Genomic DNA, 22,918 nt, shown 5'->3' with positions numbered 1-22,918 from the left:
GGTAGGAGGGACAGGGGCGGGGGCACGATCAGTGCGGGTGGTCCTCGGTCAGCTTGAAGCCGAGTCGGCCGTGCGCGAAGGCGGCTCCGGCTCCGATGGCGGCCGCGACCCAGGCTGATTCGGCGAGCTCGGTCTCGGTCGCACCGGCGCGCACGGCGTTCTGGCCGTGGCCGTCGATGCAGTAGACGCACTGCTTGCTGATGCCCACGGCGTAGGCGATGAGCTCGCGGTACTTGAGCGGGATCTCGCGACCCTGCGGAGCGAAGACGGCGGTGTCGAAGGCGGTGAACGCCGCAAGGACGTCGGGGGTCTCCTTCTTGTAGGCGGCGGTGTAGCGGCGGTCGGCTGCGCGGTCGTAGTAGGCGTCGGTCATGGTCTTCCTTCGGAGGTCGGAGAGGGGGCGGAGGGGATGAGGTCACGGCCGGGCGGGGATCTCCAGGCCGAGGTTCTCCCGCAGGGTCGTGCCCTCGTACTCGGTGCGCAGCGAACCGCGCTCCTGCAGCAGCGGCACGACGCGGTCGACGAACTCGTCCAGACCACCCGGGTGCAGGTGCGATCCGAGGACGACCCCGTCGCCGCCTCCGCTCTGCACGAACTCGTCGAGACGGTCGGCGACCTGCTCAGCCGTGCCCACGTACTCCGTGCGGTCGAAGACGGTCTCGGCGAGACCGCGGAGGGTGAGGTCGCGCTCCTGAGCGAGCGCACGCCAGGCGCGGACGGTCCCCGCGCGATCACCGTGGATCAGTGCGCGGCCCTCGATCAGCGGCGGCGCCTCGAGGTCGGGCTCGAGATCGGGTACCGGCCCGTCGACGTCGAAGCCCGACAGGTCCCGGTTCCAGACCTGCTCGAAGAGCACCTGGATCGTGCGCGGTGTGAGTTGCTGATCGCGGATCCACCGCGCTCTCTCCTCCGCCTCCGCAGCGGTGCCGCCGAGGACGACGGCGGCTGACGGGAGGATCCGCACGGAGCCGGCCGGGCGACCCTCCGCCGCGACCCGGGCCGCGATGTCGCGCGCGAACTCGTGCGCCTCAGGTCCCCGGTGGTAGGGGGAGAAGATCACGTCGGCGCTCGACGCCGCGAAGTCGCGACCCTGCGGAGAGACGCCCGCCTGCACGATCACCGGGCGGCCCTGCGGGCTGCGCGGCACGGTGAAACGGCCGGAGACGTCGAACTGGCTGCTCGAGACGGCGAACGACCCCGTCGACGAGTCGGCGAGGAACTCGCCGGAGGGGGCATCGGCTCGCACGGCGTCGGAGGTCCAGGTGTCCCAGAGCGTCGTCACCGCGCGGACGGCCTCCTCGGCACGGGCGTAGCGGTCGGCGCGGTCGAGGAAGCCGCCGCGGCGGAAGTTCGCGCCCGTGAAGGCGTCGAAGGACGTGACCACGTTCCACCCCGCTCGTCCGCCTGAGAGGTGGTCGAGGGTCGCGATCTGACGGGCGAGCTCGAAGGGCTCGTTGAACGTCGCGTTGAGCGTGCCGACCAGGCCGATGTGCTCCGTGACCGCGGCCAGCGCGGCGAGGAGCGGCAGAGTGTCCGGTCGTCCGGCGATGTCATGGTCGAACGGGCGCCCCGCGCGCTCCCGCAGTGCCAGACCCTCGGCGAGGAAGAAGTAGTCGAACCGCCCGCGCTCCGCGGTCTCTGCGACGCGGCGGAACGTCGAGAAGTCGACCTGGCTGCCGGCGTCGGGGTGCTCCCACAGGGTGTGCTCGTTCACCCCGCCCACGTAGGCGGCGAGGACGATCTGCTTCGGTCGCCGCGTCATGACTGCTCCTCGGAGGCGTAGCGGTTCGGGATCGACGTGGGCAGGCCCAGGGCTGAGCGGAGGGTGCGGCCCTCCTCCGTCCCGACGAGCAGACCGCGTCGGCGCAGCTCGGGCACGAGGTCGTCGGCGATCAGCGGCAGATCGGTGGCGAGAACCGCGGGTCGGAGGCGGACGCCGTCGTAGCCGAGCCGTGAGAGCTCGGCGATGCGGTCGGCGACGGACGCGGCCGACCCGGCGGCGACGGCGGCGTCGCCGGTGAGCGGTCGGCCGAGAGCGTCGAGGCGCGAGAGTCTGGCCGCGGCGGACTCCGCCGGGGTGTCGAGGACGACGACGAGGTCGGCGAGGACCCGCAGGCGCTCGCCCGTGCGCCCCGCCCCGCGCTCCGCCTCGGCGATCTCCTGGAGGATCCTCTCGGCGTCCGCTGCGTTCTGAGGCGTCGCGAACACGACGTCGGCCGAGCGCGCGGCGAAACGGTACGGGATGTCGGCGTGTGCGAGCGCGGCGACGACGGGCTGCCCCTGCGGCGGCCGGGGAGTGATCGCGGGGCCGCGCACCGAGAACCAGCGTCCTGCGAAGTCGACGCGGTGCACCTTGTCGGCGTCGAGGAAGCGATCGGTGGCGACGTCGCGGATCTCGGCGTCGTCCTCCCAGCTGTCCCAGAGTCTCCGTGCGACCTCGACGGCGTCGGCCGCCTCCTCGAAGAGCTCGTCGACGACGGCGCGGATCGCGGGGTCCTCGAGAAGGGGCGTGCCCGGCTCCGGCGGCACGATCGCCGCGATTCGTCGTCCGACGTGCGAGGCTTCGTCGACGCGTGACGACACCCTGACCTGCCAACCGCCCCGCCCCCGGCTCAGGTGGTCGAGCGTCGCGACGGCCTTCGACACGTGGAAGGGCTCCGTGTGCGTCACGGTGACCGTGGGCACGAGACCGATGCGGCTCGTGAGGGGGGCGACGTAGGAGGCGATCAGCAGCGCGTCGAGCCGGCCGCGGACCTCGTCGGTGCGGTCGTCGGCCAGGAAGGGGTCCGCCGATTGCAGGGCGAAGGAGTCCTCGATCGTCACGAAGTCGATCCCGCCGCGCTCCGCCCGCTGCACGATGTCCGCCCAGTACGCGCCGGTGAAGAGCGCGTCGGGACGGGCGCCAGGCTCGCGCCAGGACGCGGGGTGCCAGCCGGCGCCCTCGAGGGCGACGGCGAGGCTGAGGGGTGGGGCGGCGGTCATCGTGCTCCTCGGATCAGGGTGCCGGCTCGGACGAGCTCCTCGTCGTCGAGTGCGCGGAGGCGGCGCAGCAGCGCGCGCGCGACCTTGTCGTTCTCGCGGAACGACACCGCGTTCGTGCCCGGCCGGGAGAAGGCGCCGACGAACGGCGAGTCGGTGTACGGGCCGATCGCGTACCGGCGGCCGACGCGGCCTCCCGCCGTCGAGCGCAGCAGGGTGTCGTCCTGGTGCACGCGCAGCCTCCCGGTCGACAGGAGAGTGTCGCCGACGTCGACGAGGTCCTCGACCGCCGACCCCGACGCGACGAGCGCTCGCATCAGCGCGTCGTCACTCCTCGCAACGGACGTCCGGGGGAGGCGCGCGTCGACGAGAGCGTCAGCGAGGACGACCTGATCGGTCGCCCCGCCGCTCGCGACGAAGCGGCCCTCCTCTTCGGAGGTCTCCACACGGATGCCCGGGCCGAGGAAGTCGACGACGCCCGCGTCCGAGAGTGCGAGCAGCTCCTCGAGACGGTGCGCGGGCGGCCCGCTCGCGAGGAAGCTGAACCAGCCGAGCCACCATCCGTGCAGATCCTCGATCCGCGAGCGGGGTGTCCACCTCGCGGACGCGGTGAGATCGGCGACGAGGAAGTGGCTGCGCAGAAGCGCGAGGAAGAGCGCCATCGTGGCGCTGTGCTCCTGCCGGCTGCGCAGAGCCAGGTCGTCCCGGATGTAGGCGCGCACCGCCTCCTGCAGCGCCGAGCCGTCGGCGAACCGCACATCGGCGAACGGGCGGTCGAGATCGGGGAGGAGCAGCCTGTCGAGGCTGTCCGGCACAGTGTCCGCGACGAGCGCGGTCAGGGTCCGCGCATCTCCGAGGACCCGCTCGGCGTCGGCCCCGAGTGCGGGGAGAGCGTACCCCTGTCCCGCTTCGGGTCGCGGGCCGCGGGAGCCGGCGAGGACCGAGGCGCGCGGGTCGAGCCGCGAGAACACCTCCGAGAAGTGCGTCCAGTCGGTGCTCACCCGGTCGGGGTGCCCGGTGAAGAGCTCACGGTAGTAGCCCCAGAGCATCTCCTGGGCGATCAGGGGCCAGACGTCCTCGCTGAAGTCGAGCGGGCGGTGTCGCGAGCGCAGCTCCTCCACGACGGACGCCGAGAACCAGCGGGGCTCGGGCGCGGCTCCCTGGAGCGTCGAGCCGATCTTCGAGTGGTAGGGGACCCCGCGGCGGCTGCCGATCAGGATGCGCGGCTCACGTCCCGACGGGTGGTAGCGCAGTCCGCCGGCGTCGTCCCGTTCGAAGCGGCCGCCCCGGCCCTCGGTGAGCAGCACCAGGAGATCGACCGCGACGAGGCCGAAGCCGCGCACGATCACGTCGCGTCCGGCGCGGAGGGATCCGAGGTCGGCGTCGGCCGTGAACGACGGCGGCAGGTAGGCGAGGCCGTGGCGCTCGGCGAACCCGGCCAGCCGGGTCTCGTCGACCGTCGGCAGAGCGCCGCTGTGCCCGAGCGAGAACAGGACCAGGTCCGCCTCGATCACGTCGCCGGAGTCGAGGACGACCCGCTGCGCACCGTCGTCGCGGCCGAGCACCTCGACGACACGCGCCGCGTGCTCGCGGACCTCGACGTCAGGGCGGAGAGCGGCGAGCGCCTCCCGGTGGAACCAGCGCAGATAGAGGCTCTGCAGCCGGCGGGTGGGGAAGCTGTCGGCGCGGAGCCCGTCGAGCTCGCGGCGCACGGCTTCGTCGCCCTCTGCGAGCGCGATCCGGCCGGCCCGCACCGCCTCCGCCCACTCGATCAGCGAGGGTCCGGGGCGCACCGGCCCCTCGATCGTCGCGCTCGCGTCGGTGAACATCGTCACGTCGGCTGCGAGCGAGTTGAGCTTCAGCAGCGGCGACTGCTCGTAGCGCCAGATCCGGCCGGGGCCGACGGGGTACGGGTCGACGACGTGGACGACGAGCGCGGCCGGCCCGAGGGCGTCCTCGGCGGCGTTCGCGGCGAGGCGCTCGAGGACCCCGACCGCGCGGGGACCTCCCCCGACGATCACGAGGGAGCGGGTCCCGTCCGATGGCGCTGACATGCGTCCACGATGACTCTTCCCCCGTGAGGACGCCGCTCTGTGACGACTCGTGACGATGTGAAGAAGTGTGTAGCGGCGGGTTGGAGCCGGGTGGCCGCGGACCCTAGCGTCGGCCCCCACGGCGTGCAGAACGGTGCGCCCCGACAGGCAGGAGCCTCGAGTGCCCATCGAATTCCTCGGCATCGCCGCGCTCAACGACGGCAGCGAGACACGAGCACGCAGCGGCGCGAGCTTCGACCCGGAGTACACGGTGCGTCTGGCCGCGGCTCATGAGGACAGCGGGTGGGACCGCATCCTGTTCGCCTACCACTCCGGAGCCCCCGACCCCGCCGTCGCCGCCGCTTTCATCGCGTCGCGGCTCGAGCGCATCCAGCTGCTGCTGGCGCACCGGCCCAACGTCTCCTACCCCACGGTCGCGGCGAAAGCCTTCGCGACCCTCGATCAGCTGAGTGAAGGCCGCCTGAGTGTCCACGTTATCACGGGCGGGTCGGACGCGGACCAGGCCGCGGAGGGCGACTACCTGAGCAAGGACGAGCGCTACGCGCGCACCGCCGAGTACATCAGGATCGTCAAGCAGGTCTGGACGACCCGTGAGCCGTTCGATCACGTCGGGGAGCACTACCGCTTCTCCCGGTTCGTCAGCGACGTCTGGCCGGTGCAGCAGCCTCGGCCGCAGATCTCGTTCGGAGGCTCCTCTCCCGCCGCTCTGTCCGTCGGTGCCGCCGAGAGCGACGTCTACGCGCTCTGGGGCGAGCCGCTGCGGGACACCGCCGAGCAGATCCGCAGCATCCGGGCGGCGGCGGCGGCGGCGGCCGGCCGCGACGTCGCGCCGCGCATCCAGGTCGCCTTCCGACCCATCCTCGGGGCCACCGAGGAGCAGGCCTGGGAGAAGGCGGAGGGGATCCTCCGCCGCATCGAGGCGCGCACCCGCGAGACCGCCCCCGGAGGCCTCGCCGCGCCGGAGAACACCGGCTCGCAGCGCCTCCTCGCGATCGCCGCCGCAGGCGACCGTTTCGATCGCGCGCTCTGGACCAGGGCGGGAGTCGCCGCGGGAGCGCGCGGCAACTCGAACGCCCTCGTCGGGACACCGGAGACGGTGGCCGCCGCGCTGCTCGACTACGTCGATCTCGGGGTCGACATCATCTCGGCGCGCGGCTACGACTACGTCGACGACACCCTCGACTTCGGTCGCCATGTGATACCGCTGGTGCGCGAGGAGGTCGCTCGACGCGACGCCGCGGCCGCCCAGGCCGCCGAGGAGGCCGCTCGTGTCCTCGTCTGACACCGTCGCGGCCGACGAGTTCGTCCATGTGCGGGCCGATGACCCGCGGGCCCGGCCCCTGCTCGACGAGCTCGAGCGCGAGTACGACACCCGCTACGGCACCGCCTGGGGCGAGCCGGCATCGGCCGAGCTCGCGCGCTACCCGAGCGAGGTGTTCGCCCCGCCGGAGGGATCCTTCGTCCTGCTTCTGCGCGACGGCACCGCGATCGCCGGAGGCGCGCTGAAGAGATTCGACGACACGACCGCCGAGCTCAAGCGCATCTGGACATCCTCGGCGCACCGTCGGCAGGGACTCGCCCTGCGCGTGGTCGCAGAGCTCGAGGCGGAGGCCCGCCGGCTCGGCTACTCGACCGTCTACCTCACGACCGGGCCGCTCCAGCCGGAGGCGCAGCGGCTCTACCTCACCGCGGGCTACACACCGCTCTACGACGTGACCCAGCCTCCGGAGGTGGTCGTCCTGCACGGCTATGCGCGGACGCTCACCGATCGGCCGCTCGACGTCGCGAGGATCCGGACCGCGCACGACGACTCCTTCGCGCAGCTCACCGCGTCCCTGCCCGACGGCGGAGCACGCCTGCGCGGTCGCGTCACGGGGCGTGCCTCATGAGCGGCACGATCGCGCCGCCTCGACCGCGGGACACGTCCGGCCCCCTTCCCGGAGGCATCGACCTCGCCCGACTCGGCGAGCGGCCGGTGCTGCCGCTGCGCCACCCGGTGCGCTGGGTGGTCGCCGCACTGGTCCTCGTGCTCCTGCTGAACGCCGGACAGACCCTCTTCACGAACCCGTCGTGGGAGTGGCCGAAGGTCGGGACCTGGCTCTTCAGTCCGGCGATCCTGAAGGGGCTGCAGCTGACGCTCCTCGCCACCGCCATCAGCGCCGTGATCAGCTTCGTCGGAGGCATCGTCGTCGCCGTAGCCCGGCTCTCGGGCAATCCGGTGCTGTCGACGCTCAGCTGGGTCTACATCTGGCTGTTCCGCTCGGTGCCGCTGATCCTCGTCCTCATCTTCCTGTTCAATCTCGGCAACCTGTATCCGACCGTCGGCATCGGCATCCCTTTCGGTCCGCAGTGGTCGGTGCCGACGGTGTCGCTGCTGCCTCCGCTCGCCCTCGGCGTGATCGGCCTGAGCCTGTCCGAGATCGCCTACAGCGCCGAGGTCGTCCGTTCCGGGGTGCTCGCGGTCGATCAGGGGCAGCACGAAGCGGCGAAGGCGCTCGGGATCCCGCAGCGCCGCCAGTTCACCCGCATCGTCCTCCCGCAGGCGCTCCGCTCGATCGTGCCCGCCTACGTGAACCAGATCATCGGCCTGCTGAAGGCGAGCTCGCTGCTGTTCTACGTCTCGCTGCTCGACCTGTTCGGGGTCGCTCAGAACCTCGGCAGCACGTACCCGACGGACATCATCCCCCTGCTCGTCGTCGCGACGATCTGGTACCTGGTGCTGACCTCGGCGATCTCGGTCGTGCAGTTCTACATCGAGCGCTTCTACGCCCGTGGCGCGCACCGGGAGCTCGCGCCCACGCCCCTCCAGCGGGTGCGGCGCTCGCTCGCCGGCCTGAGGAGTGCGCGATGACCGCCGCCATCGAGATCCACAACGCGACCAAGTCCTACGGCGACCGGACCGTGCTCCGGGGAGTCGACCTGCGCGTCGAGGCAGGCACCGTCACGGTCATCCTCGGTCCGAGCGGCTCGGGCAAGTCGACCCTGCTGCGGGCGATCAACCATCTCGAGAAGCTCGACGAGGGGTTCGTCTCCGTGAACGGCGAGCTGATCGGGGTGCGGCTGCGCGGCGGTCGGCTCAAGGAGCTGCGCGAGAAGGAGATCCTGCGCCAGAGGGCGAGGATCGGCTTCGTCTTCCAGAGCTTCAACCTCTTCCCGCACCTGACGATCCTCGAGAACGTCACCGAGGCGCCGATCTCGCAGGGGCAGCCGCCCGCGGAGGCCCGCGAGCGGGCACGCGCCCTGCTCGAGCACGTCCGTCTCGCCGACAAGGCGGCGGCCTATCCGAGGCAGCTCTCCGGCGGCCAGCAGCAGCGCGTGGCCATCGCGCGTGCGCTCGCGCTCGACCCCGAGGTGATCCTCTTCGACGAGCCGACCTCGGCTCTCGATCCCGAGCTCGTCGGGGAGGTGCTGCAGGTCATCCGGTCGCTGGCCGAGAGCGGCCGCACCCTCATCGTCGTGACCCACGAGATCGGCTTCGCCCGCGAGGTCGCCGACCGGGTGGTGTTCGTCGACGACGGCCTCGTCGTCGAGCAGGGCAGCCCGAGCGAGGTCCTCGACCGCCCGCAGAATCCGCGGACCCGCGACTTCCTCGGCCGAGTCCTCGGCTGAGCCCCCGCACTCCTCCTCCTCTCCATCCGCACGACAGACACAGGAATCGAATCATGACCAGACCGCACATCACTCGTTGGACCAGAGTCGGGGCGCTTCTCGCTGCCGCCGCGCTGACGACGGGCCTCGCGGCCTGCTCCGGTGCCGCCGCCTCCGACCCGGCCTCCCCGGGAGCCGCCTCCGGCACCACCACCGTCACCGTGGGTGCCCTCTCCAACGGAGCGGCGACCGAGACGGACATCGACGTGCCGGTCGTCGACGAGATCCGCGGCACGCTGCCGCAGGAGATCCTCGACCGCGGGACCCTGACGATCGGCGTCGGCGCTCTCCCCGCAGGCTTCCCTCCGCTCGCGTTCACCGGGACCGACACCGAGACCCTCACCGGCTCGGAGCCCGATCTCGGCCGCCTCGTCGCCGCCGTCCTCGGGCTGCAGCCCGAGGTGGAGAACTCCACCTGGGACAACCTCTTCGTGGGCATCGACACCGGAGGCAGCGACGTCGGCTTCTCGAACATCACCGTCACGGAGAAGCGCAAGGAGAAGTACGACTTCGCCTCCTACCGCGCCGACACCCTCGCGTTCCAGGTCCTCGCCTCGAACGACTGGGAGTTCGACGGCGACTACGAGAACCTCGACGGACTCACCGTCGCGGTCAGCAGCGGCACCAACCAGGAGAAGATCCTGCTCGAGTGGCAGGCCCGTCTGCAGTCCGAGGGCAGGTCCCTGGAGATCACGCGACTGCCCGATGCCAACTCCGTCACTCTCGCTCTCGGCTCCGGCCGGATCGACGCCTACTTCGGGCCCAACCCGACGACGGTCTACCAGAACCGGATCTTGGAGGACGGCGCCGACCCGACCCGCAACGCCGGCACGTTCTCCGGAGCGGGCGAATCGCTCGACGGGCTGATCGCGGCGACTGTGAAGAAGGACTCCGGACTCGCCGAGCCGATCGCCCAGGCCCTCGGCTACCTCATCGGGAACGGTCAGTACCAGGACTGGCTGTCGGCCTACGGCCTGCAGGACGAGGCCGTGGACGAGGCCCTGGTGAACCCGCCCGGGCTCCCGCTCGACAACAGCTGAGCCGCCCCCGCCTCGGGCGCCCCGATCGCCCAGCGGGGCGCCCTCCGCCCGCTTCCCCGAGGACTCCCATGCACCTGTTCGACTCGCTCACGCGCGAACGACTCGACCGCCCGACGAGCCGCAAGTGGAGCCTCCGCCCCGGCACCATCGGAGCCTGGGTCGCCGAGATGGACTTCGGTACGGCGCCGGCCGTTCGGAGGGCACTGCACGACGCCGTGGCCGGCGACGTGCTGGGCTATCTGTCCCCCTCGACTGCGGGCGAGCTGGGCGAGGCCGCCGCGGAGTACCTCGCTGAGCAGTACGCGTGGACGGTCGACCCCGCCCGCGTGCACTCCGTCTCGGATGTCATGGCCGCGCTCGGAGTGGCCGTCACCGAGTTCTCCCGCCCCGGCTCACCGGTGATCGTGCCTACCCCCGCTTACATGCCGTTCCTCACCTACCTGTCGGCCATCGGACGCGAGGTGATCGAGGTCCCGGGAACGATCGTCGACGGCCGCTGGGAGCACGACCTCGACGGGATCGATGCGGCCTTCGCGCAGGGAGCGGGCACCCTGGTGCTCTGCAATCCGCACAACCCGACGGGCTCGGTCCTGCCGCGGTCCGAGCTCGAAGGTCTCGCCGCTGTCGTCGAGCGCCACGGCGGGCGGGTCTTCGCCGACGAGATCCACGCGCCGCTGCGGTTTGACGGCGTCCCCCACATCCCTTACGCCTCGGTCTCGGAGGAGGCCGCCCGGCATTCCGTCACCGGAACGAGCGCCTCGAAGGCGTGGAACATCCCCGGCCTGAAGGCCGCGCAGCTGATCACCACGAACGACGCAGACGAGGACGTCTACTCGCGCTTCGGGTTCGCGGTGCAGCACGGCGCTTCGAATCTCGGCGTGATCGCCTCGACGGCCGCCTACCGGGAGGGCGGAGCGTGGCTCGACGAGGTCGTCGACTACCTCGACGGCAACCGGCGCCTCATCGCCGACTTCCTCGCCTCCGAGCTGCCCCGGATCGGGCACCGCACCCCGGAGGCGACGTATCTCGCCTGGTTCGACCTGGGTGCTCTCGGCCTCGCCGATCCCGCGCAGCACCTGCAGCGCGAGGCGGGAGTGACGCTCACCTCCGGACGCCTGTGCGGCGCCGGCTACGCCGACCACGTGCGTCTCGTCTTCGCCATGCCGCGTCCCCTCCTCCTCGAGACGCTCGAAGCCGTGCGGGCCGCCGTGTGAACGGCGGAGCGCCTTCGCGGGGACTCGACGAGGTGGGACGGCGGAGCACCGAGGCGGGCGGCATCGCACGACAGTGGCGAGGAGCCGTCCTTCAGCGCCTCCGCTCCCTCTGCACCCCCGATGAGGCCGGGCCGCCGGCGGTGGACCGGGCGGCCTCGCGTGTCGAGGCTGTGCAGCTCGCCCACGAGATCGAGCACGGATCCTTCCGCCCGGTGCCCGGCCGGGCGCAGGATCCGGAGTGAGACGGGGCGGACCCCCCCTACGTCCCGAAGAGGTTGGCGCGGGTCCCGCCGGGAGCGAGCTCGTCGCGGAGGATCCCGCGGCGGCGCAGGACGGGGACGAGGTCGTCGAGCATCCGGTGCAGGGTGACCGGGTGCAGGTCCCCGGAGAGGAGGAGCCCGTCGCTGCCGCCGTCGTCGCCGAGCTCCTCGACGAAGTCGGCGAACTCCTCCGCGGTGCCGACGAAGCCGGCGCGCTCGGCGACGCGGCCCTTGCACGCCTTCCTGGTCAGCAGCTCCCGCAGCGGAGCGTCCTCCGTGCCGCCGTACAGGCCGGCGATGGTGCCGTGCGAGACGTGCTCGCCGAACACCGACCGCGGGACGGGGAGGTCCAGGTCCAGCCCGGTGAGGTCGGTCTCCAGGTCGCTCGACCAGCCGAGCGCGATCCGCCGCAGCGCGTCCTCGTCGGGGCGGCGCGACGCCTCGACGACGCGCGCGGCCTCCTCCGGGCTCGACACGATCTCGGGCTTCACGACGAAGAGCACGCGCAGGTCGTCCGCCGTCCGCCCGTGCTGCTCGGCCGCGGCGAGCACGCGCGCCCGGTAGTCGCGCACCGCCCGGGCCTCCAGAGGGGCGAGCGCGAGCTGCACGTCCGACTGCGTGCCGGCGAAGGCCAGGCCGCGGGGAGACCCGCCGGGGGAGACGACGATCGGGTCGCCGTTCGCGAAGGGCACGGCGTTCAGGGGGCCGTCCACGCGGAAGTGCTCCCCGCGGTGCCGGAACGCGTCGATCCGGGTGCCGTCGGCGTAGCGGCCCGACCCGGGGTCGGCGATCAGCGCGCCTTCGCCCCAGCTGTGCCAGAGCCGGCGGACGACCGCCATCCACTCGTCGGCCCGGTCGTAGGCCGCGTCGTGCGACAGCGGCTCCAGGCCCACGTGGCGGGCGCTGCCGACGTCGGTGACCAGGTTGATCCCGAAGCGGTCGGAGCTGAGGTGCTGCAGCGTCGCCGCCTGCCGGGCGGCGAGGTACGGGGGCGTGATGCCGGCGTTGATCGTCGGCGCCAGCCCGATCCGCTCGGTCGCCGCGAACAGGTACGGCGCCAGGAGGAGCGGATCGTGCTTCGGCCCGCCGTACGCTCCCCGCACCCGCAGGTCGAGCGTCTCCGGGGAGCCGAGCGAGACGGCGTCCTCCATCACGATCAGCTCGAAGCCGGCCTGCTCCAGCTCGCGGGCCGACTGCTGGTAGAGGCCGGGCTTCGTCCAGTCGTGGTTCCACTCCCGGTAGGGGTGCCCCCATCCCTGCGGTCCGAAGCCCCGGGAGAAGAACCAGCCGAAGTGCTGACGGCGCGCCACGCTCACACCTCCGCGAGCGCGGGGAGGGCGCGTTCGCGCACCGCGGCGAGCCCGCGCTCGAGGTCGCGGAGGAGGTCGTCGACGTCCTCGATCCCGATCGACAGCCGGAGGAGCCCGGGGTGGATCCCGGCGGCGGCGCGCTCGGCGGGGGTGCGTCCGGCGTGGGTGGTCGACGCGGGATGCAGCACCAGCGAGCGCACGTCGCCGAGGTGGGTCATGTGGCTGAACAGCTCGACGGCGTCGATGAAGGCGGCCGCGCCCGCCTCGCCTCCGGCCACGGTGAAGGAGAAGACGGAGCCCTGCCCGCGGGGGAGCAGCCGCTGCGCGAGGGCGAACGACGGGCTCGACTCCAGGCCGGAGTAGTCGACCGACACGACCTCGGGCCGCCCCTCGAGGAAGCGGGCGACGGCGAGGGCGTTCGCGGAGTGCCGCTCGACCCGCAGCGACAGCGTCTCGACGCCCTGCCGCAGCAGGAAGGAGTTCAGCGGTGACGGCGTCGGTCCGAGGCGGGAGACCACGATGTCCCGCGTGTACGAGACGAAGGCGCGCCGGCCGTGCTGCTCGGTCCAGCTGCGGCCGCCGAACGACCGCTCCTCCTGGTTGAGGTGCGGGAAGAGCGCGGGGCGCGCCGCCCAGTCGAACGTGCCGGCGTCGACGATCACGCCGCCGAGGGCGGAGCCGTGCCCGGCGAGGAACTTGCTGGTCGAGTGCACGACCACGTCGGCCCCGTGCTCGATCGGGCGGAGGAGGTACGGGGTCGCGAGCGTGTTGTCGACCACGAACGGCAGCCCGTGCCGGTGCGCGATCGCGGCCAGCGCCGGGAGGTCCAGCAGATCGTTCTTCGGGTTCGGGATCGGCTCGCCGAAGAGGACCCGGGTGTCGGGCCCGATCCGCCGTTCCCACTCGCCGAGGTCCGACGCGTCGTCGACGAAGTCCACGCCGATCCCGAGCCGACCGAAGTTCTGCACCAGCAGCCCCCGGTTGCCCTCGTACAAGCGGCGCGACGAGAGCACCCGGTCGCCGGCCTGCAGGATCCCCAGGAGAGCGGAGGCGGTGGCCGCCTGGCCGCTCGCCACCAGGATCGCCTCGGCGCCGCCCTCGAGATCGGCGAGCCGACGCTCGACCTCCTCGGTGGTCGGGTTCCCGTTGCGGGTGTAGAGGTAGCCCTCGTCCTCGCCGGCGAACCGCTCGCGGGCGTGCTCGAAGCTGTCGAACACGAAGCCGGCGCTGAGGTGCACGGGCGTGACGCGCGCTCCGTGGGCGCCGTCGGGCGCGGCACCGGCGTGCACCTGGCGCGTGGAGAAGCCGGCCGCCGCGGAGGCACGGTCTTCGGGCGCCGGGGTCGAGGTCGCGGCGCTCGCCGCAGTGGTCGCTGTGGTCGCCGCAGCGGTGGTCGCGGTGGTCGCCGGTGCAGTGATCGTCACGGTGTGCTCCTGTCCAGACGCCCTGAAGGCAGATGCCGGGAGCCTGTCAGGCCGAGGGGAGTGCGCGCCGGATCGTGACGGAGTGTGACTGCGCGGGCGCGCCGTCGCGGGTCGTGGACGTCGACCGCTCGGAGTCCGCGGGTCGTGACTCAGCTGTGCGTCGTGTTCGCTCGGATCTCCTCGACGGACAGCTCCGGTGCGCCGCCCGCTGCCGCCGCCGGGTCCATCCAGACGAAGTCCCAGTGGTGGCCGTCGAGGTCGTCGAAGCTCTTGGAGTACATGAATCCGTGGTCCTGCTCGCCGGCCGGGGTCGCCCCCGCGGCGAGGGCCTTCCCGTGGAGCGTGTCGACCTCCTCCCTGCTGTCGGCGCTGAGGGCGAGCTGCACCTCGGTCGAGGTGGTGGCGTCGATGATCGGCTTGCTGGTGAACTCCGCGAAGAACTCCCGCGTGAGCAGCATCGCGGTGATCGTGTCGCTGATCACCACGCTGACGGCGTTCTCGTCGCTGAAGCCCTCGTCGATCGAGTAGCCGAGCGATTCGTAGAAGGCTCTCGCCCGGGCGAGATCGGCGACGGCCAGGTTGACGAAGATCGTGGTGGGCATCGGTGCACCGTTCCTGTCGGGTCGCCGGTGGCACGCCGCCGCCGGTCGTGACTGCATGATGATGACCGGCCGGCGGCGGTGTCAAGGAAGCGCCGTCGAGAAGGCGGCGGATGCCCGGTGCGGGGCGCCCGGGTGAGACTGCGGCGCGCGAGCGGGGAGCGGCTCATCGTCGTGAAGCCCTTTGGGAAGGGTCGTCACGGCTCCGCGTCCGCGCCAGTTCTGGTGGAAGCCGCGCCTGTACGGAGAAGGCTGTTGTTCCCTCGGCCGCTCGAACCTATGGTCGGCGATCGTGACCGCGGCGGCGGGGCTCCTCCTCCGTGACGGACCGCTCGGAAGGGTTGACCATGCGACGAAGCAGAACGTTCCACCTCTCGATCACCGCTGTGATCGCCTGCCTGACCGTCGGGACGGTCGCACCGGCCCCAGTCGCTCCTGCCGCCTCGACGAGTGTCCCGGTCGTCGTGAGCCGCGTCGACGGCATGTCCACGGGATTCCTCAGCGGTGTCGACGTCTCCTCCGTCCTCTCCCTCGAGGAGAGCGGGGTCGTCTTCCGCGAGAGGAGCGGCTCTCCGGCGGATCTCTTCGCCGTCCTCGCTGATGCGGGCGTCACGGCGGTCCGGGTCAGGGTGTGGAACGATCCGTTCGATGACCGCGGCCGAGGCTACGGCGGCGGGAACGTCGACGTCGGGCGAGCCGTCGAGGTCGGCAGACGCGCCACGGCTGCTGGACTGGGAGTGCTGGTCGACTTCCACTACTCCGACTTCTGGGCGGACCCCGGTCGTCAGCTGGCTCCGAAGTCGTGGGCCGGCTCGACGCCGGAGGCGACGGCAGCAGCCGTGCGAGGCTTCACGGTCAGCGCGCTGCGGAGGTTCGAGGACGCCGGCGTCGACGTGCGCGTCGTTCAGGTCGGAAACGAGACGAACACCGGGATGGCCGGCTACTCCCGCGACGCCACATCGATGGACGCCTCCCTCGCAGCACTCTTCGCAGCGGGTGCTTCCGCCGTGCGGGAAGTGCTGCCGCATGCTCTTGTCGCTCTGCACTTCACGAACCCGGAATCCGTCGGGCGGTACTCGGCGATCGCCGCGGGGCTCCACCGCTTCGGAGTCGACTACGACGTCTTCGCGAGCTCCTACTATCCGTACTGGCACGGCTCGACCGCGAACCTCACCGAGGTGCTGGCCCAGGTCTCACGGACCTACGGCAAGAAGGTGATGGTCGCCGAGACCTCGTGGCCGTACACCCTGACGGACGGCGACGGGCATCCGAACGTCATCGCCACTGCTCCCTCTTCGAGCCGGTACCCGATCAGTGTGCAGGGCCAGGCGACGGCTCTCCGGGATGTCGTCGCAGCAGTGCGCGATGTCGGATCGACGGGCATCGGCGTCTTCTACTGGGAGCCGGCCTGGCTGCCCGTCGGTCCTCCATCGGCTCTCGCCGCGAACCGGTCGCTCTGGGAGCGCTTCGGCGCGGGATGGGCGACGAGCCGCGCCGCGGGCTACGACCCGGTCCACGTCGGCGGGAGTCACGGCGGATCGGCCTGGGACAACCAGGCCCTGTTCGCTGCGGACGGCCGTCCCCTTGAATCCCTGCGCACCTTCGAGTACCTTCGCGGCACCCGCGGTTCCCGCGAGGTCTCGACCTCGGAGTGAAGCAGGTGGTCGATCCTCAGTGGTCCCGCCGCACGACCCGGACGCCCTTCCCCGGAACGACCACGGTCCCGTCCACGGTGCTGCCGGTGATGAGCTCGAGCGTGCCGGGGCTCGCGACCGCCGCGTCCGTCTCGGCATGGTTGATGAGGAAGGTGAAGTCCGCGACGTCACCGTGGCGGACGACGACTTCGAGCCCTTCCACTGTCTCGGCGGGTGGAGTGATGCCGGCGTCCGTGAGCAGGGTGTCGACGAAGTCCGCGAGGTCGTCGCCCCGGAGCCGCGTGGAGAGGTACCAGGCCGATCCGTCGCCGACCACGTTGCGGGTGATCGCCGGTCCTCCGGCAGCTGGTCCGGTGGCGTACCGCGCTCTCTCGACCGCGCCCTCGAGGGCGATGTCGTCGGTCCAGCCGCTTCCTCGCGCTCCGGAGTCGAGCTCGACGACCTCGCCGTCGCGGAGCGGCAGGAACTCGGGGATCGAGAGGCCGAGGACCTCGCGGAGGGCGCCGGGGAAGCCGCCCTCGTGCACGGCGTCGTTCTCGTCGACGATCCCTGAGAAGTAGGAGGCGGCGAACGTGCCGCCGGCGCGGACGTACTCGGTCACGTTCGAGGACGACGTCCGGTCCATCAGGTAGAGCGAGGGGGCGAGGACGAGGCCGTAGCCGCTGAGATCGGAGTGGGGGTGGGCGAAGTCGACCGTGACACCGCGCTTCCAGAGCGCGGAGTAGAAGGCCTCGATCCGCTCGCGGTGATCGAGCTCGACCGAGGGCCGCCACTCCAGATCGTGCGCCCAGAAGGACTCGATGTCCCACAGGATCGCGACGCGAGTCCGGACGACGGAGCCGAGGACCGCTGAGAGGCGGTCGAGGTCGGCGCCGAACTCGACGACCTCCTTCCAGACCCGCGTCCGCGCCCCGGCGTGGGGGAGCATCGCGGAGTGGAACTTCTCGGCTCCGTACCGGGAGGCCCGGAACTGGAAGAAGAGGACCGCGTCGGCCCCGCGCGCGAGATGGCTCGCGGCGTTGCGTGCGAGCTCACCGGGGCGTTTCGCGATGTTGCGCGGCTGCCAGTTCACCGCCGACGTCGAGTGCTCCATGAGGATCCACGGACGCCCTCCGGCGAAAGATCGCGTGAGGTCGGCGTCCATCGCCAGCAGCACGTGGTTGTCGTGGCGCTCTGCGGCCAGGTAGTGGTCGTTCGAGACCAGGTCGACCTCGCTGCTCCATCTCCAGTAGTCGATCGAGGGGCAGTTGGTGGCCATGAAGTTCGTGGTGACCGGCTTGTCCGAGTAGCGCTTGATCGCGTCGCGCTCCGCCGTGAAGCAGGCGAGGAGCGCGTCCGAGGTGAAGCGGGCGAAATCGAGCCGCTGCGTCTGGTTCACGACGGTGGCCGCGACCCGTGGCGCGTCGATCTCGTCCCACTCCCCGTACACCTGGCCCCAGAAGAGCGTGCCCCACGCCGCGTTCAGAGCGCCGAGCGTCGCGTACTTCGCCTGCAGCCAGGCGCGGAAGGCCGCGACAGAGTAGTCGGAGTAGTCCTCGCTGACCGGAGCGCCGTACTCGTTGTGCACGTGCCAGAGGACCACCGCGGGATGCGCGGCGTAGCGCTGCGCGAGCTGCTCCGTGACGGCGACGGCCGCCGCCCGGTACTCGGGCGAGCTCGGGCTGACCATGCCGCGCGAGCCCCGGCCCAGGGTGACGCCCTCCCGGGTGACAGGGTGGGAGTCCGGGTACGCCTTCCAGAACCAGGCGGGCGGGACGGTCGTCGGCGTCGCGAGGTCGACATCGATCCCGGCGCCGTGCAGCAGATCGAGCAGCTCGTCGAGGAACCCGAAGTCGTACCGGCCCTCCTGCGGCTCGAGCAGTGCCCAGGAGAAGATCCCGACGCTGACGAGGTCGACGCCCGCCTCGCGCATCAGGGCGACGTCCTCCGCCCAGACCTCCCGCGGCCACTGCTCGGGGTTGTAGTCGCCTCCGTAACGCAGCCCCGGCCGCCCCGGGATCCACGGAGCCCGGGGGAGCGGACGCCCGTCGGCTCCGGGGAGCCGGTAGCGGAAGGCGGAGGGGGTGTCGCCGGTAGCGGTGGTCATGCGAGCTGTCTCCTTCGGCTGTGCGCGGTCCCAGTGTCGTGCCCTGGTGCGGGTGGCTGCGCCACTGTTGACAAGACCATACACGTATGGCTAACTGTAACCGCTCACAGGGCACGCCGCCGTCCTCCTCCCGAGCGGAGGCGCCGGGGATCGACGAACCAGCTTCTTCAAGGAGGACGAATGCACATCCCGTTCCGCAGGATCCGCTCCCTCGGCGCCGCCGCCGCTGTCACCGGAGCGCTCCTGCTCACCGGTTGCTCCACCGGCTTCGACGACGGAGCCTCGGGCCCTGTCGAGCTGACGTATTGGGCCTGGGCGCCGAACCTCGATCAGGTCGTCGACATCTGGAACGAGGACCACCCGGAGATCCAGGTCACCGTCAGCAAGCAGGACGGCGGCGACCCCGCCATCACCAAGCTGCTCACCGCCGTCAAGGCGGGCAGCGGAGCCCCCGATCTGGTTCAGGCCGAGTACCAGAAGATCCCCACCCTCGTCGCGGCGGATGCTCTGGCCGACATCTCCGACGAAGGCGCCGTCGATCTGGAGGGCAGCTTCTCCGACGGCACCTGGTCGGCCGTCACGCTCGGAGGTGACGCCGTCTACGCGATCCCCCAGGACTCGGGGCCGATGATGGCCTACTATCGCGCGGACATCCTCGAGAGCCTCGGCCTCGGCGTCCCGACGACGTGGGAGGAGTACGCCGCGGCCGCGGAGGCCGTCCACGCCTCCGACCCGGCCCGACACCTGGGCACCTTCTCCTCCAACGACGCGGGCTGGTTCGCCGGCCTCGCGCAGCAGGCCGGAGCCTCCTGGTGGTCGACGGACGACCGGAGCTGGGGCGTCGACATCGACGCCGGACCGACCGAGAAGGTCGCGGCCTACTGGGGAGAGCTCGTCGAATCCGGGGCGATCGGCAACACGCCGATGTACACGCCGGAGTGGAACGCAGGGTTGAACGACGGTTCGCAGGTCGGCTGGATCAGCGCCGTCTGGGCACCCGGCGTGCTCAGCGGCAACGCCCCCGACACGAAAGGCGCGTGGATCGCCGCAGCTCTGCCGCAGTGGGACGCCGCGAACCCCTCCAGCGGGAACTGGGGAGGAAGCACCACGGCAGTCACCAGTCAGACGAAGAAGACCGCGGCCGCTGCCGAGTTCGCGACCTGGCTGAACACGGATCCGGTGGCGGTCGCGGCACTCGCCGAGGTCGCGGGCGTCTACCCGGCGGCGACCGAGGCGGCGAGAGCAGCGCTCAGCAGCCCGCCCGACTTCTTCAGCACCCAGGGGGACTTCTCCGACATCGCCGCCGCCGCCTCCGAGTCGGTCGCTCCGTTCACCTACGGGCCGAACGTGAACGTCGCCTTCAGCGCGTACAACGACGAGTTCGCGAAGGCCGCCGCCGCGAGGACGCGGTCCGCCTTCGTCGACGCCGTGGCCGAGATGCAGCGGATCACCTCCGACGACCTCGTGAAGAGCGGCTTCTCCGTGGAGTGACCGGTGCGCGGCCCGCGTCCACCATCGGGCCGCGCGCCTCCCGGCGGCGAGGATCCGGCGCCGCTTCCCGACCGCTCTCGTTCCGAAGGACTCGGCATGGCTCCCCCACCCCTGACTCTCCCGACCGCGCCGCCGAGGAGAGGTCGACTCGGCACCGGCTTCCGCGCCCGAGTACTCGCTCCCTATGCGATGCTCGCACCGGCGATCGTGCTCTTCGCCGCCTTCATGGCCGCGCCGATCCTCTACACCGTCATGCTCAGCTTCCAGAAGAAGCAGGCCGTTGGGCTCGGCCTGGGTTCCGGCGGCCGGAAGCAGGTCTTCGCCGGCATCGAGAACTACCTCGTGTCGCTCAGCGATCCGGAGTTCGGGGCCAGCGTCGGACGGGTGCTCCTCTACGGGCTCGTCCTCATCCCGTGCATGCTCGGTCTCGCGCTCCTCTTCGCTCTCCTCCTCGACGCGAGGCGGGCCCGTGCGGTCTCGTTCTCGAGGGTCTCGATCTTCCTGCCTTACGCCGTACCGGCCGTCATCTCCTCGCTGCTCTGGGGATTCCTCTACCTGCCGGCCGTCTCGCCTTTCGCGTACGTGATTGAGCGGCTGGGCGGGGAAGCCCCCGACATCCTGTCCTCCGGCGCCGTCGTCTTCGGGATCGCGAACATCGCGCTCTGGGGCGGCGTCGGATTCAACATGATCGTCATCCACACCGCCCTCCAGGCCATTCCCTCCGACGTCTACGAGGCGGCACGGATCGACGGGGCGAGCGATCTGCAGATCGCGCTGCGCATCAAGATCCCGATCGTCACCCCCGCTCTGGTGATGACGGCGCTCTTCTCGATGGTCGCAACTCTGCAGGTGTTCGCAGAGCCGACGACGCTGCGACCGCTGACCAACAGCCTCTCGACCTCCTGGTCCCCGCTGATGCTCGTCTACCGGGACGCGTTCACCCGCGACGACATCCACTCCGCCGCCGCGACCTCCGTCGTGATCGCGCTCGCCAGTTTCGCCGTCTCCTTCCTCTTCCTCCGGGTCGTGCAGAAGCGAGCCTTCGGACAGGAGGACTGATCCGTGCCCGGCATCCTTCAGCGGCCCCCCGCCCGCACCGTCGGGCGGACACGGTCCAGGACCGCACGCCGCGACCCCGATCGCGGACGTCCGGGCTGGATCGCGACGACGATCCTGCTGATCGGCGCCGTCTACTGCCTCTTCCCCGTGCTGTGGGTGGTGACGGCGTCCACGAAGAGCGGCGGCGAGCTCTTCTCCACCTTCACGCTCGCGCCCGGCTCGCATCTGATCGACAACGTGGTCGCTCTCGCGCAGTACCGGGGAGGTCTGTTCTGGCGCTGGATGCTGAACACCGCGCTCTACGCGGGCGTCGGTGCAGTGGCCTCTACCTGGGTATCGGCACTGTCGGGATACGTGCTCGCGAAGTTCGACTTCCCCGGCAGGAAGGGCGTCTTCGCCGTCCTGCTGATGGGCGTCCTCGTCCCCGGCGTGATCCTCGCGATCCCTCAGTACTTCCTGCTGGCCGAGGTGGGGCTGACCAACTCGTTCTGGGGAGTGCTGCTGCCGCAGATCATCAGCCCCTACGGCATCTACCTCGCGCGGATCTACGCCGCGGCCGCCGTGCCGACGGAGGTCATCGAGGCCGCCCGGACCGACGGCGCCCGGGAGATGGGGATCTTCACCCGGATCGCCGTTCCGATGCTCCTGCCGGGGCTGGTGACGATCTTCCTCTTCCAGTTCGTCGCGATCTGGAACAACTTCATGCTGCCGTACATCATGCTCGGCGACGACTCGCTCTTCCCGCTCACGGTCGGCCTGAACGGGCTGCTCAACCAGGGCGCCTCCGCGCCGGCGCTCTACACGCTGGTCATCACCGGGGCACTCCTCTCGATCCTGCCGCTGATCGTGATGTTCCTCGTCCTGCAGCGGTTCTGGCGGGTCGACCTGGCGGCCGGGGCGGTGAAGTGACGCGGATGCCTTCGCGCGGAAGAGGCGGGACGCCCTCACGCCCCACGATTCAGGACGTCGCTGTCGAGGCCGGTGTCTCGCGCGGGACGGTCTCGCGCGTGCTGAACGGCGGAAGATGGGTCAGCCCCGAAGCGCACGCGCGAGTGGAGGCGGCGATCACGAAGACCGGCTACCGCGCCAATCCCCACGCCCGGAGCCTGTCCCGCAGCCGCACCGACACGGTGGCCTTCCTCCTCACGGAGGACGCGCGCTCGCTCTTCGAGGATCCGAACTTCGCCACTCTGCTCCGAGGCGCCTCAGCCGCACTCGCGGAGCACGACGTCGCCCTCGTCCTCATCCTCGCGGGGACGGAGCACGAGCAGAGGCGAGCCCTCGCCTACATCGACGCGGGCCACGTCGACGGGGTCCTGCTCATCTCCGCCCACGTCGGCGCACGGCTGCTCACGGACATCCAGAGATCCTCAGTGCCGGCCATCGCCTGCGGCGTGCCGGTCGGCTACGAGAAGCGCATGGGCTACGTCGCCGCCGACGACGAGGAGGGAGCGCGGGAGATGGTCGCTCATCTGCGGAGCCTCGGACGCTCGCGCATCGCCACGATCGCCGGACCGCCCGACACTACGGGAGGGATCGCGCGGCTCGCGGGCTACCGCGCGGAGGTGGGCGGTGCGGAGGCGGTGGAGTTCGGCGACTACGGCCGGGCCGGTGGGGCCACTGCGATGGAGGCGCTTCTCGCCGCGCATCCCGACATCGACGCCGTCTTCGCCGCCAACGACCGCATGGCAGCAGGCGCTATCGACGCACTCGCCCGGCTCGGCAAGCGTGTGCCGGAGGACGTCGCCGTCGGCGGATTCGACGATTCGGCCGTCGCCCTCACGACGGACCCGCCGCTGACGACCATGCGGCAGCCCTTCGAGCGGATCAGCGCGGAGATGGTCCGCCTCCTCCTGCAGGCGATCGAGGGGGAGCGCCCGGCTGCCATCACCCTGCCTACGGACCTGGTGAGGCGCGAGTCGACCCAGCCCGGCGTGAGCCCGTGACGACGGCGGTGCCGGTCTGGGCCTCGCGATCACCCGGGCGATCCTCGCCCGGGCAGGCGGGACCGTCACCGTCTCGACGTCGTTCACCCGGCCCGCCGGGGGCCGGTCTTCACGGCGACCCTCTCGGTACCGGCCTGACGGCGACTGCCCGGC

19 protein-coding genes are annotated in these 22,918 nt (G+C 71.3%); 11 read left to right on the top strand and 8 right to left on the bottom strand.

Annotated features, from left to right (window positions below; genetic code table 11):
• Positions 1 to 28 precede the first annotated feature (28 nt).
• The 4 genes from C5C69_RS06915 to C5C69_RS06900 are packed head-to-tail and all read right to left on the bottom strand — an operon-like array spanning position 29 to position 5,033.
• Positions 29 to 373 (bottom strand): carboxymuconolactone decarboxylase family protein, encoded by a 345-nt coding sequence (locus C5C69_RS06915; RefSeq protein ID WP_104223293.1) that lies wholly within the window; start codon positions 371 to 373, stop codon positions 29 to 31.
• Positions 374 to 415: 42 nt separating this feature from the next.
• Positions 416 to 1,762 (bottom strand): NtaA/DmoA family FMN-dependent monooxygenase, encoded by a 1,347-nt coding sequence (locus C5C69_RS06910; RefSeq protein WP_104257616.1) that lies wholly within the window; start codon positions 1,760 to 1,762, stop codon positions 416 to 418.
• Entirely contained in the window at positions 1,759 to 2,982 is a 1,224-nt protein-coding gene (locus C5C69_RS06905; protein ID WP_104226542.1) for an LLM class flavin-dependent oxidoreductase, read from the bottom strand. Before C5C69_RS06905 ends, C5C69_RS06910 begins: the two co-directional genes overlap by 4 nt.
• Entirely contained in the window at positions 2,979 to 5,033 is a 2,055-nt protein-coding gene (locus C5C69_RS06900; RefSeq protein ID WP_104257615.1) for an FAD/NAD(P)-binding domain-containing protein, read from the bottom strand. The genes C5C69_RS06905 and C5C69_RS06900 overlap by 4 nt, the downstream gene beginning before the upstream one ends.
• A gap of 160 nt (positions 5,034 to 5,193) precedes the next feature.
• On the opposite strand from C5C69_RS06900, the gene C5C69_RS06895 reads away from it, so the two are divergent.
• From C5C69_RS06895 to C5C69_RS06870, 6 genes are all read left to right on the top strand, one after another.
• The gene (locus tag C5C69_RS06895) at positions 5,194 to 6,315 is read left to right on the top strand and encodes an LLM class flavin-dependent oxidoreductase (RefSeq protein ID WP_104257614.1); all 1,122 of its coding nucleotides are present in this window, start codon (positions 5,194 to 5,196) and stop codon (positions 6,313 to 6,315) included.
• Positions 6,302 to 6,922, top strand: coding sequence for a GNAT family N-acetyltransferase (locus C5C69_RS06890; RefSeq protein ID WP_219812350.1), 621 nt, complete (start codon positions 6,302 to 6,304; stop codon positions 6,920 to 6,922). Before C5C69_RS06895 ends, C5C69_RS06890 begins: the two co-directional genes overlap by 14 nt.
• On the top strand, positions 6,919 to 7,884 hold the full coding sequence (locus C5C69_RS06885) for an amino acid ABC transporter permease (RefSeq protein ID WP_104233982.1): 966 nt from the start codon (positions 6,919 to 6,921) through the stop codon (positions 7,882 to 7,884). The genes C5C69_RS06890 and C5C69_RS06885 overlap by 4 nt, the downstream gene beginning before the upstream one ends.
• Entirely contained in the window at positions 7,881 to 8,642 is a 762-nt protein-coding gene (locus C5C69_RS06880; RefSeq protein WP_104223287.1) for an amino acid ABC transporter ATP-binding protein, read from the top strand. The genes C5C69_RS06885 and C5C69_RS06880 overlap by 4 nt, the downstream gene beginning before the upstream one ends.
• 53 nt (positions 8,643 to 8,695) lie before the next feature.
• Positions 8,696 to 9,721: a transporter substrate-binding domain-containing protein gene (locus C5C69_RS06875; protein ID WP_104257613.1), complete on the top strand. Its 1,026-nt coding sequence runs from the start codon at positions 8,696 to 8,698 to the stop codon at positions 9,719 to 9,721.
• Positions 9,722 to 9,789: 68 nt separating this feature from the next.
• Complete coding sequence (locus tag C5C69_RS06870; RefSeq protein ID WP_104247108.1) at positions 9,790 to 10,935, top strand: MalY/PatB family protein; 1,146 nt, start codon at positions 9,790 to 9,792, stop codon at positions 10,933 to 10,935.
• Positions 10,936 to 11,194: 259 nt separating this feature from the next.
• Here C5C69_RS06870 and C5C69_RS06865 read toward each other — a convergent pair whose 3' ends face one another.
• From C5C69_RS06865 to C5C69_RS06855, 3 genes are all read right to left on the bottom strand, one after another.
• Entirely contained in the window at positions 11,195 to 12,505 is a 1,311-nt protein-coding gene (locus tag C5C69_RS06865; protein WP_104257612.1) for an LLM class flavin-dependent oxidoreductase, read from the bottom strand.
• Positions 12,506 to 12,507: 2 nt separating this feature from the next.
• Positions 12,508 to 13,794 carry an O-acetylhomoserine aminocarboxypropyltransferase/cysteine synthase family protein gene (locus C5C69_RS06860; protein WP_104257634.1) on the bottom strand — a complete coding sequence of 429 codons (1,287 nt, stop codon included), beginning with the start codon at positions 13,792 to 13,794 and terminating at the stop codon, positions 12,508 to 12,510.
• Positions 13,795 to 14,078: 284 nt separating this feature from the next.
• The gene (locus C5C69_RS06855; RefSeq protein ID WP_104257611.1) at positions 14,079 to 14,531 is read right to left on the bottom strand and encodes a VOC family protein; all 453 of its coding nucleotides are present in this window, start codon (positions 14,529 to 14,531) and stop codon (positions 14,079 to 14,081) included.
• 344 nt (positions 14,532 to 14,875) lie between these two features.
• Here C5C69_RS06855 and C5C69_RS06850 point away from each other — a divergent pair, with 344 nt between their 5' ends.
• A complete protein-coding gene (locus tag C5C69_RS06850; RefSeq protein ID WP_104223281.1) occupies positions 14,876 to 16,183 on the top strand; it encodes a glycosyl hydrolase 53 family protein in 1,308 nt (435 codons plus the stop codon).
• A gap of 16 nt (positions 16,184 to 16,199) precedes the next feature.
• On the opposite strand, the gene C5C69_RS06845 is transcribed toward C5C69_RS06850, so the two are convergent.
• Positions 16,200 to 18,269 (bottom strand): beta-galactosidase, encoded by a 2,070-nt coding sequence (locus C5C69_RS06845; protein ID WP_104257610.1) that lies wholly within the window; start codon positions 18,267 to 18,269, stop codon positions 16,200 to 16,202.
• Between the two features lie 180 nt (positions 18,270 to 18,449).
• On the opposite strand from C5C69_RS06845, the gene C5C69_RS06840 reads away from it, so the two are divergent.
• The 4 genes from C5C69_RS06840 (at position 18,450) to C5C69_RS06825 (ending at position 22,765) form a co-directional block, all read left to right on the top strand.
• Positions 18,450 to 19,760, top strand: a complete 1,311-nt coding sequence (locus tag C5C69_RS06840) for an ABC transporter substrate-binding protein (protein WP_104257609.1) — start codon at positions 18,450 to 18,452, stop codon at positions 19,758 to 19,760.
• Between the two features lie 96 nt (positions 19,761 to 19,856).
• On the top strand, positions 19,857 to 20,819 hold the full coding sequence (locus C5C69_RS06835) for a carbohydrate ABC transporter permease (protein ID WP_104257608.1): 963 nt from the start codon (positions 19,857 to 19,859) through the stop codon (positions 20,817 to 20,819).
• Positions 20,820 to 20,918: 99 nt separating this feature from the next.
• Complete coding sequence (locus C5C69_RS06830) at positions 20,919 to 21,728, top strand: carbohydrate ABC transporter permease (protein ID WP_258064151.1); 810 nt, start codon at positions 20,919 to 20,921, stop codon at positions 21,726 to 21,728.
• A gap of 5 nt (positions 21,729 to 21,733) precedes the next feature.
• The gene (locus C5C69_RS06825) at positions 21,734 to 22,765 is read left to right on the top strand and encodes a LacI family DNA-binding transcriptional regulator (RefSeq protein ID WP_104257607.1); all 1,032 of its coding nucleotides are present in this window, start codon (positions 21,734 to 21,736) and stop codon (positions 22,763 to 22,765) included.
• Positions 22,766 to 22,918 lie beyond the last annotated feature (153 nt).

This window comes from Rathayibacter sp. AY1C7 (assembly GCF_002931865.1).
Lineage (GTDB): Bacteria > Actinomycetota > Actinomycetes > Actinomycetales > Microbacteriaceae > Rathayibacter.
Note: the sequence above shows the minus strand (reverse complement) of the source record. Positions and strands in the feature narration are given on the sequence as shown.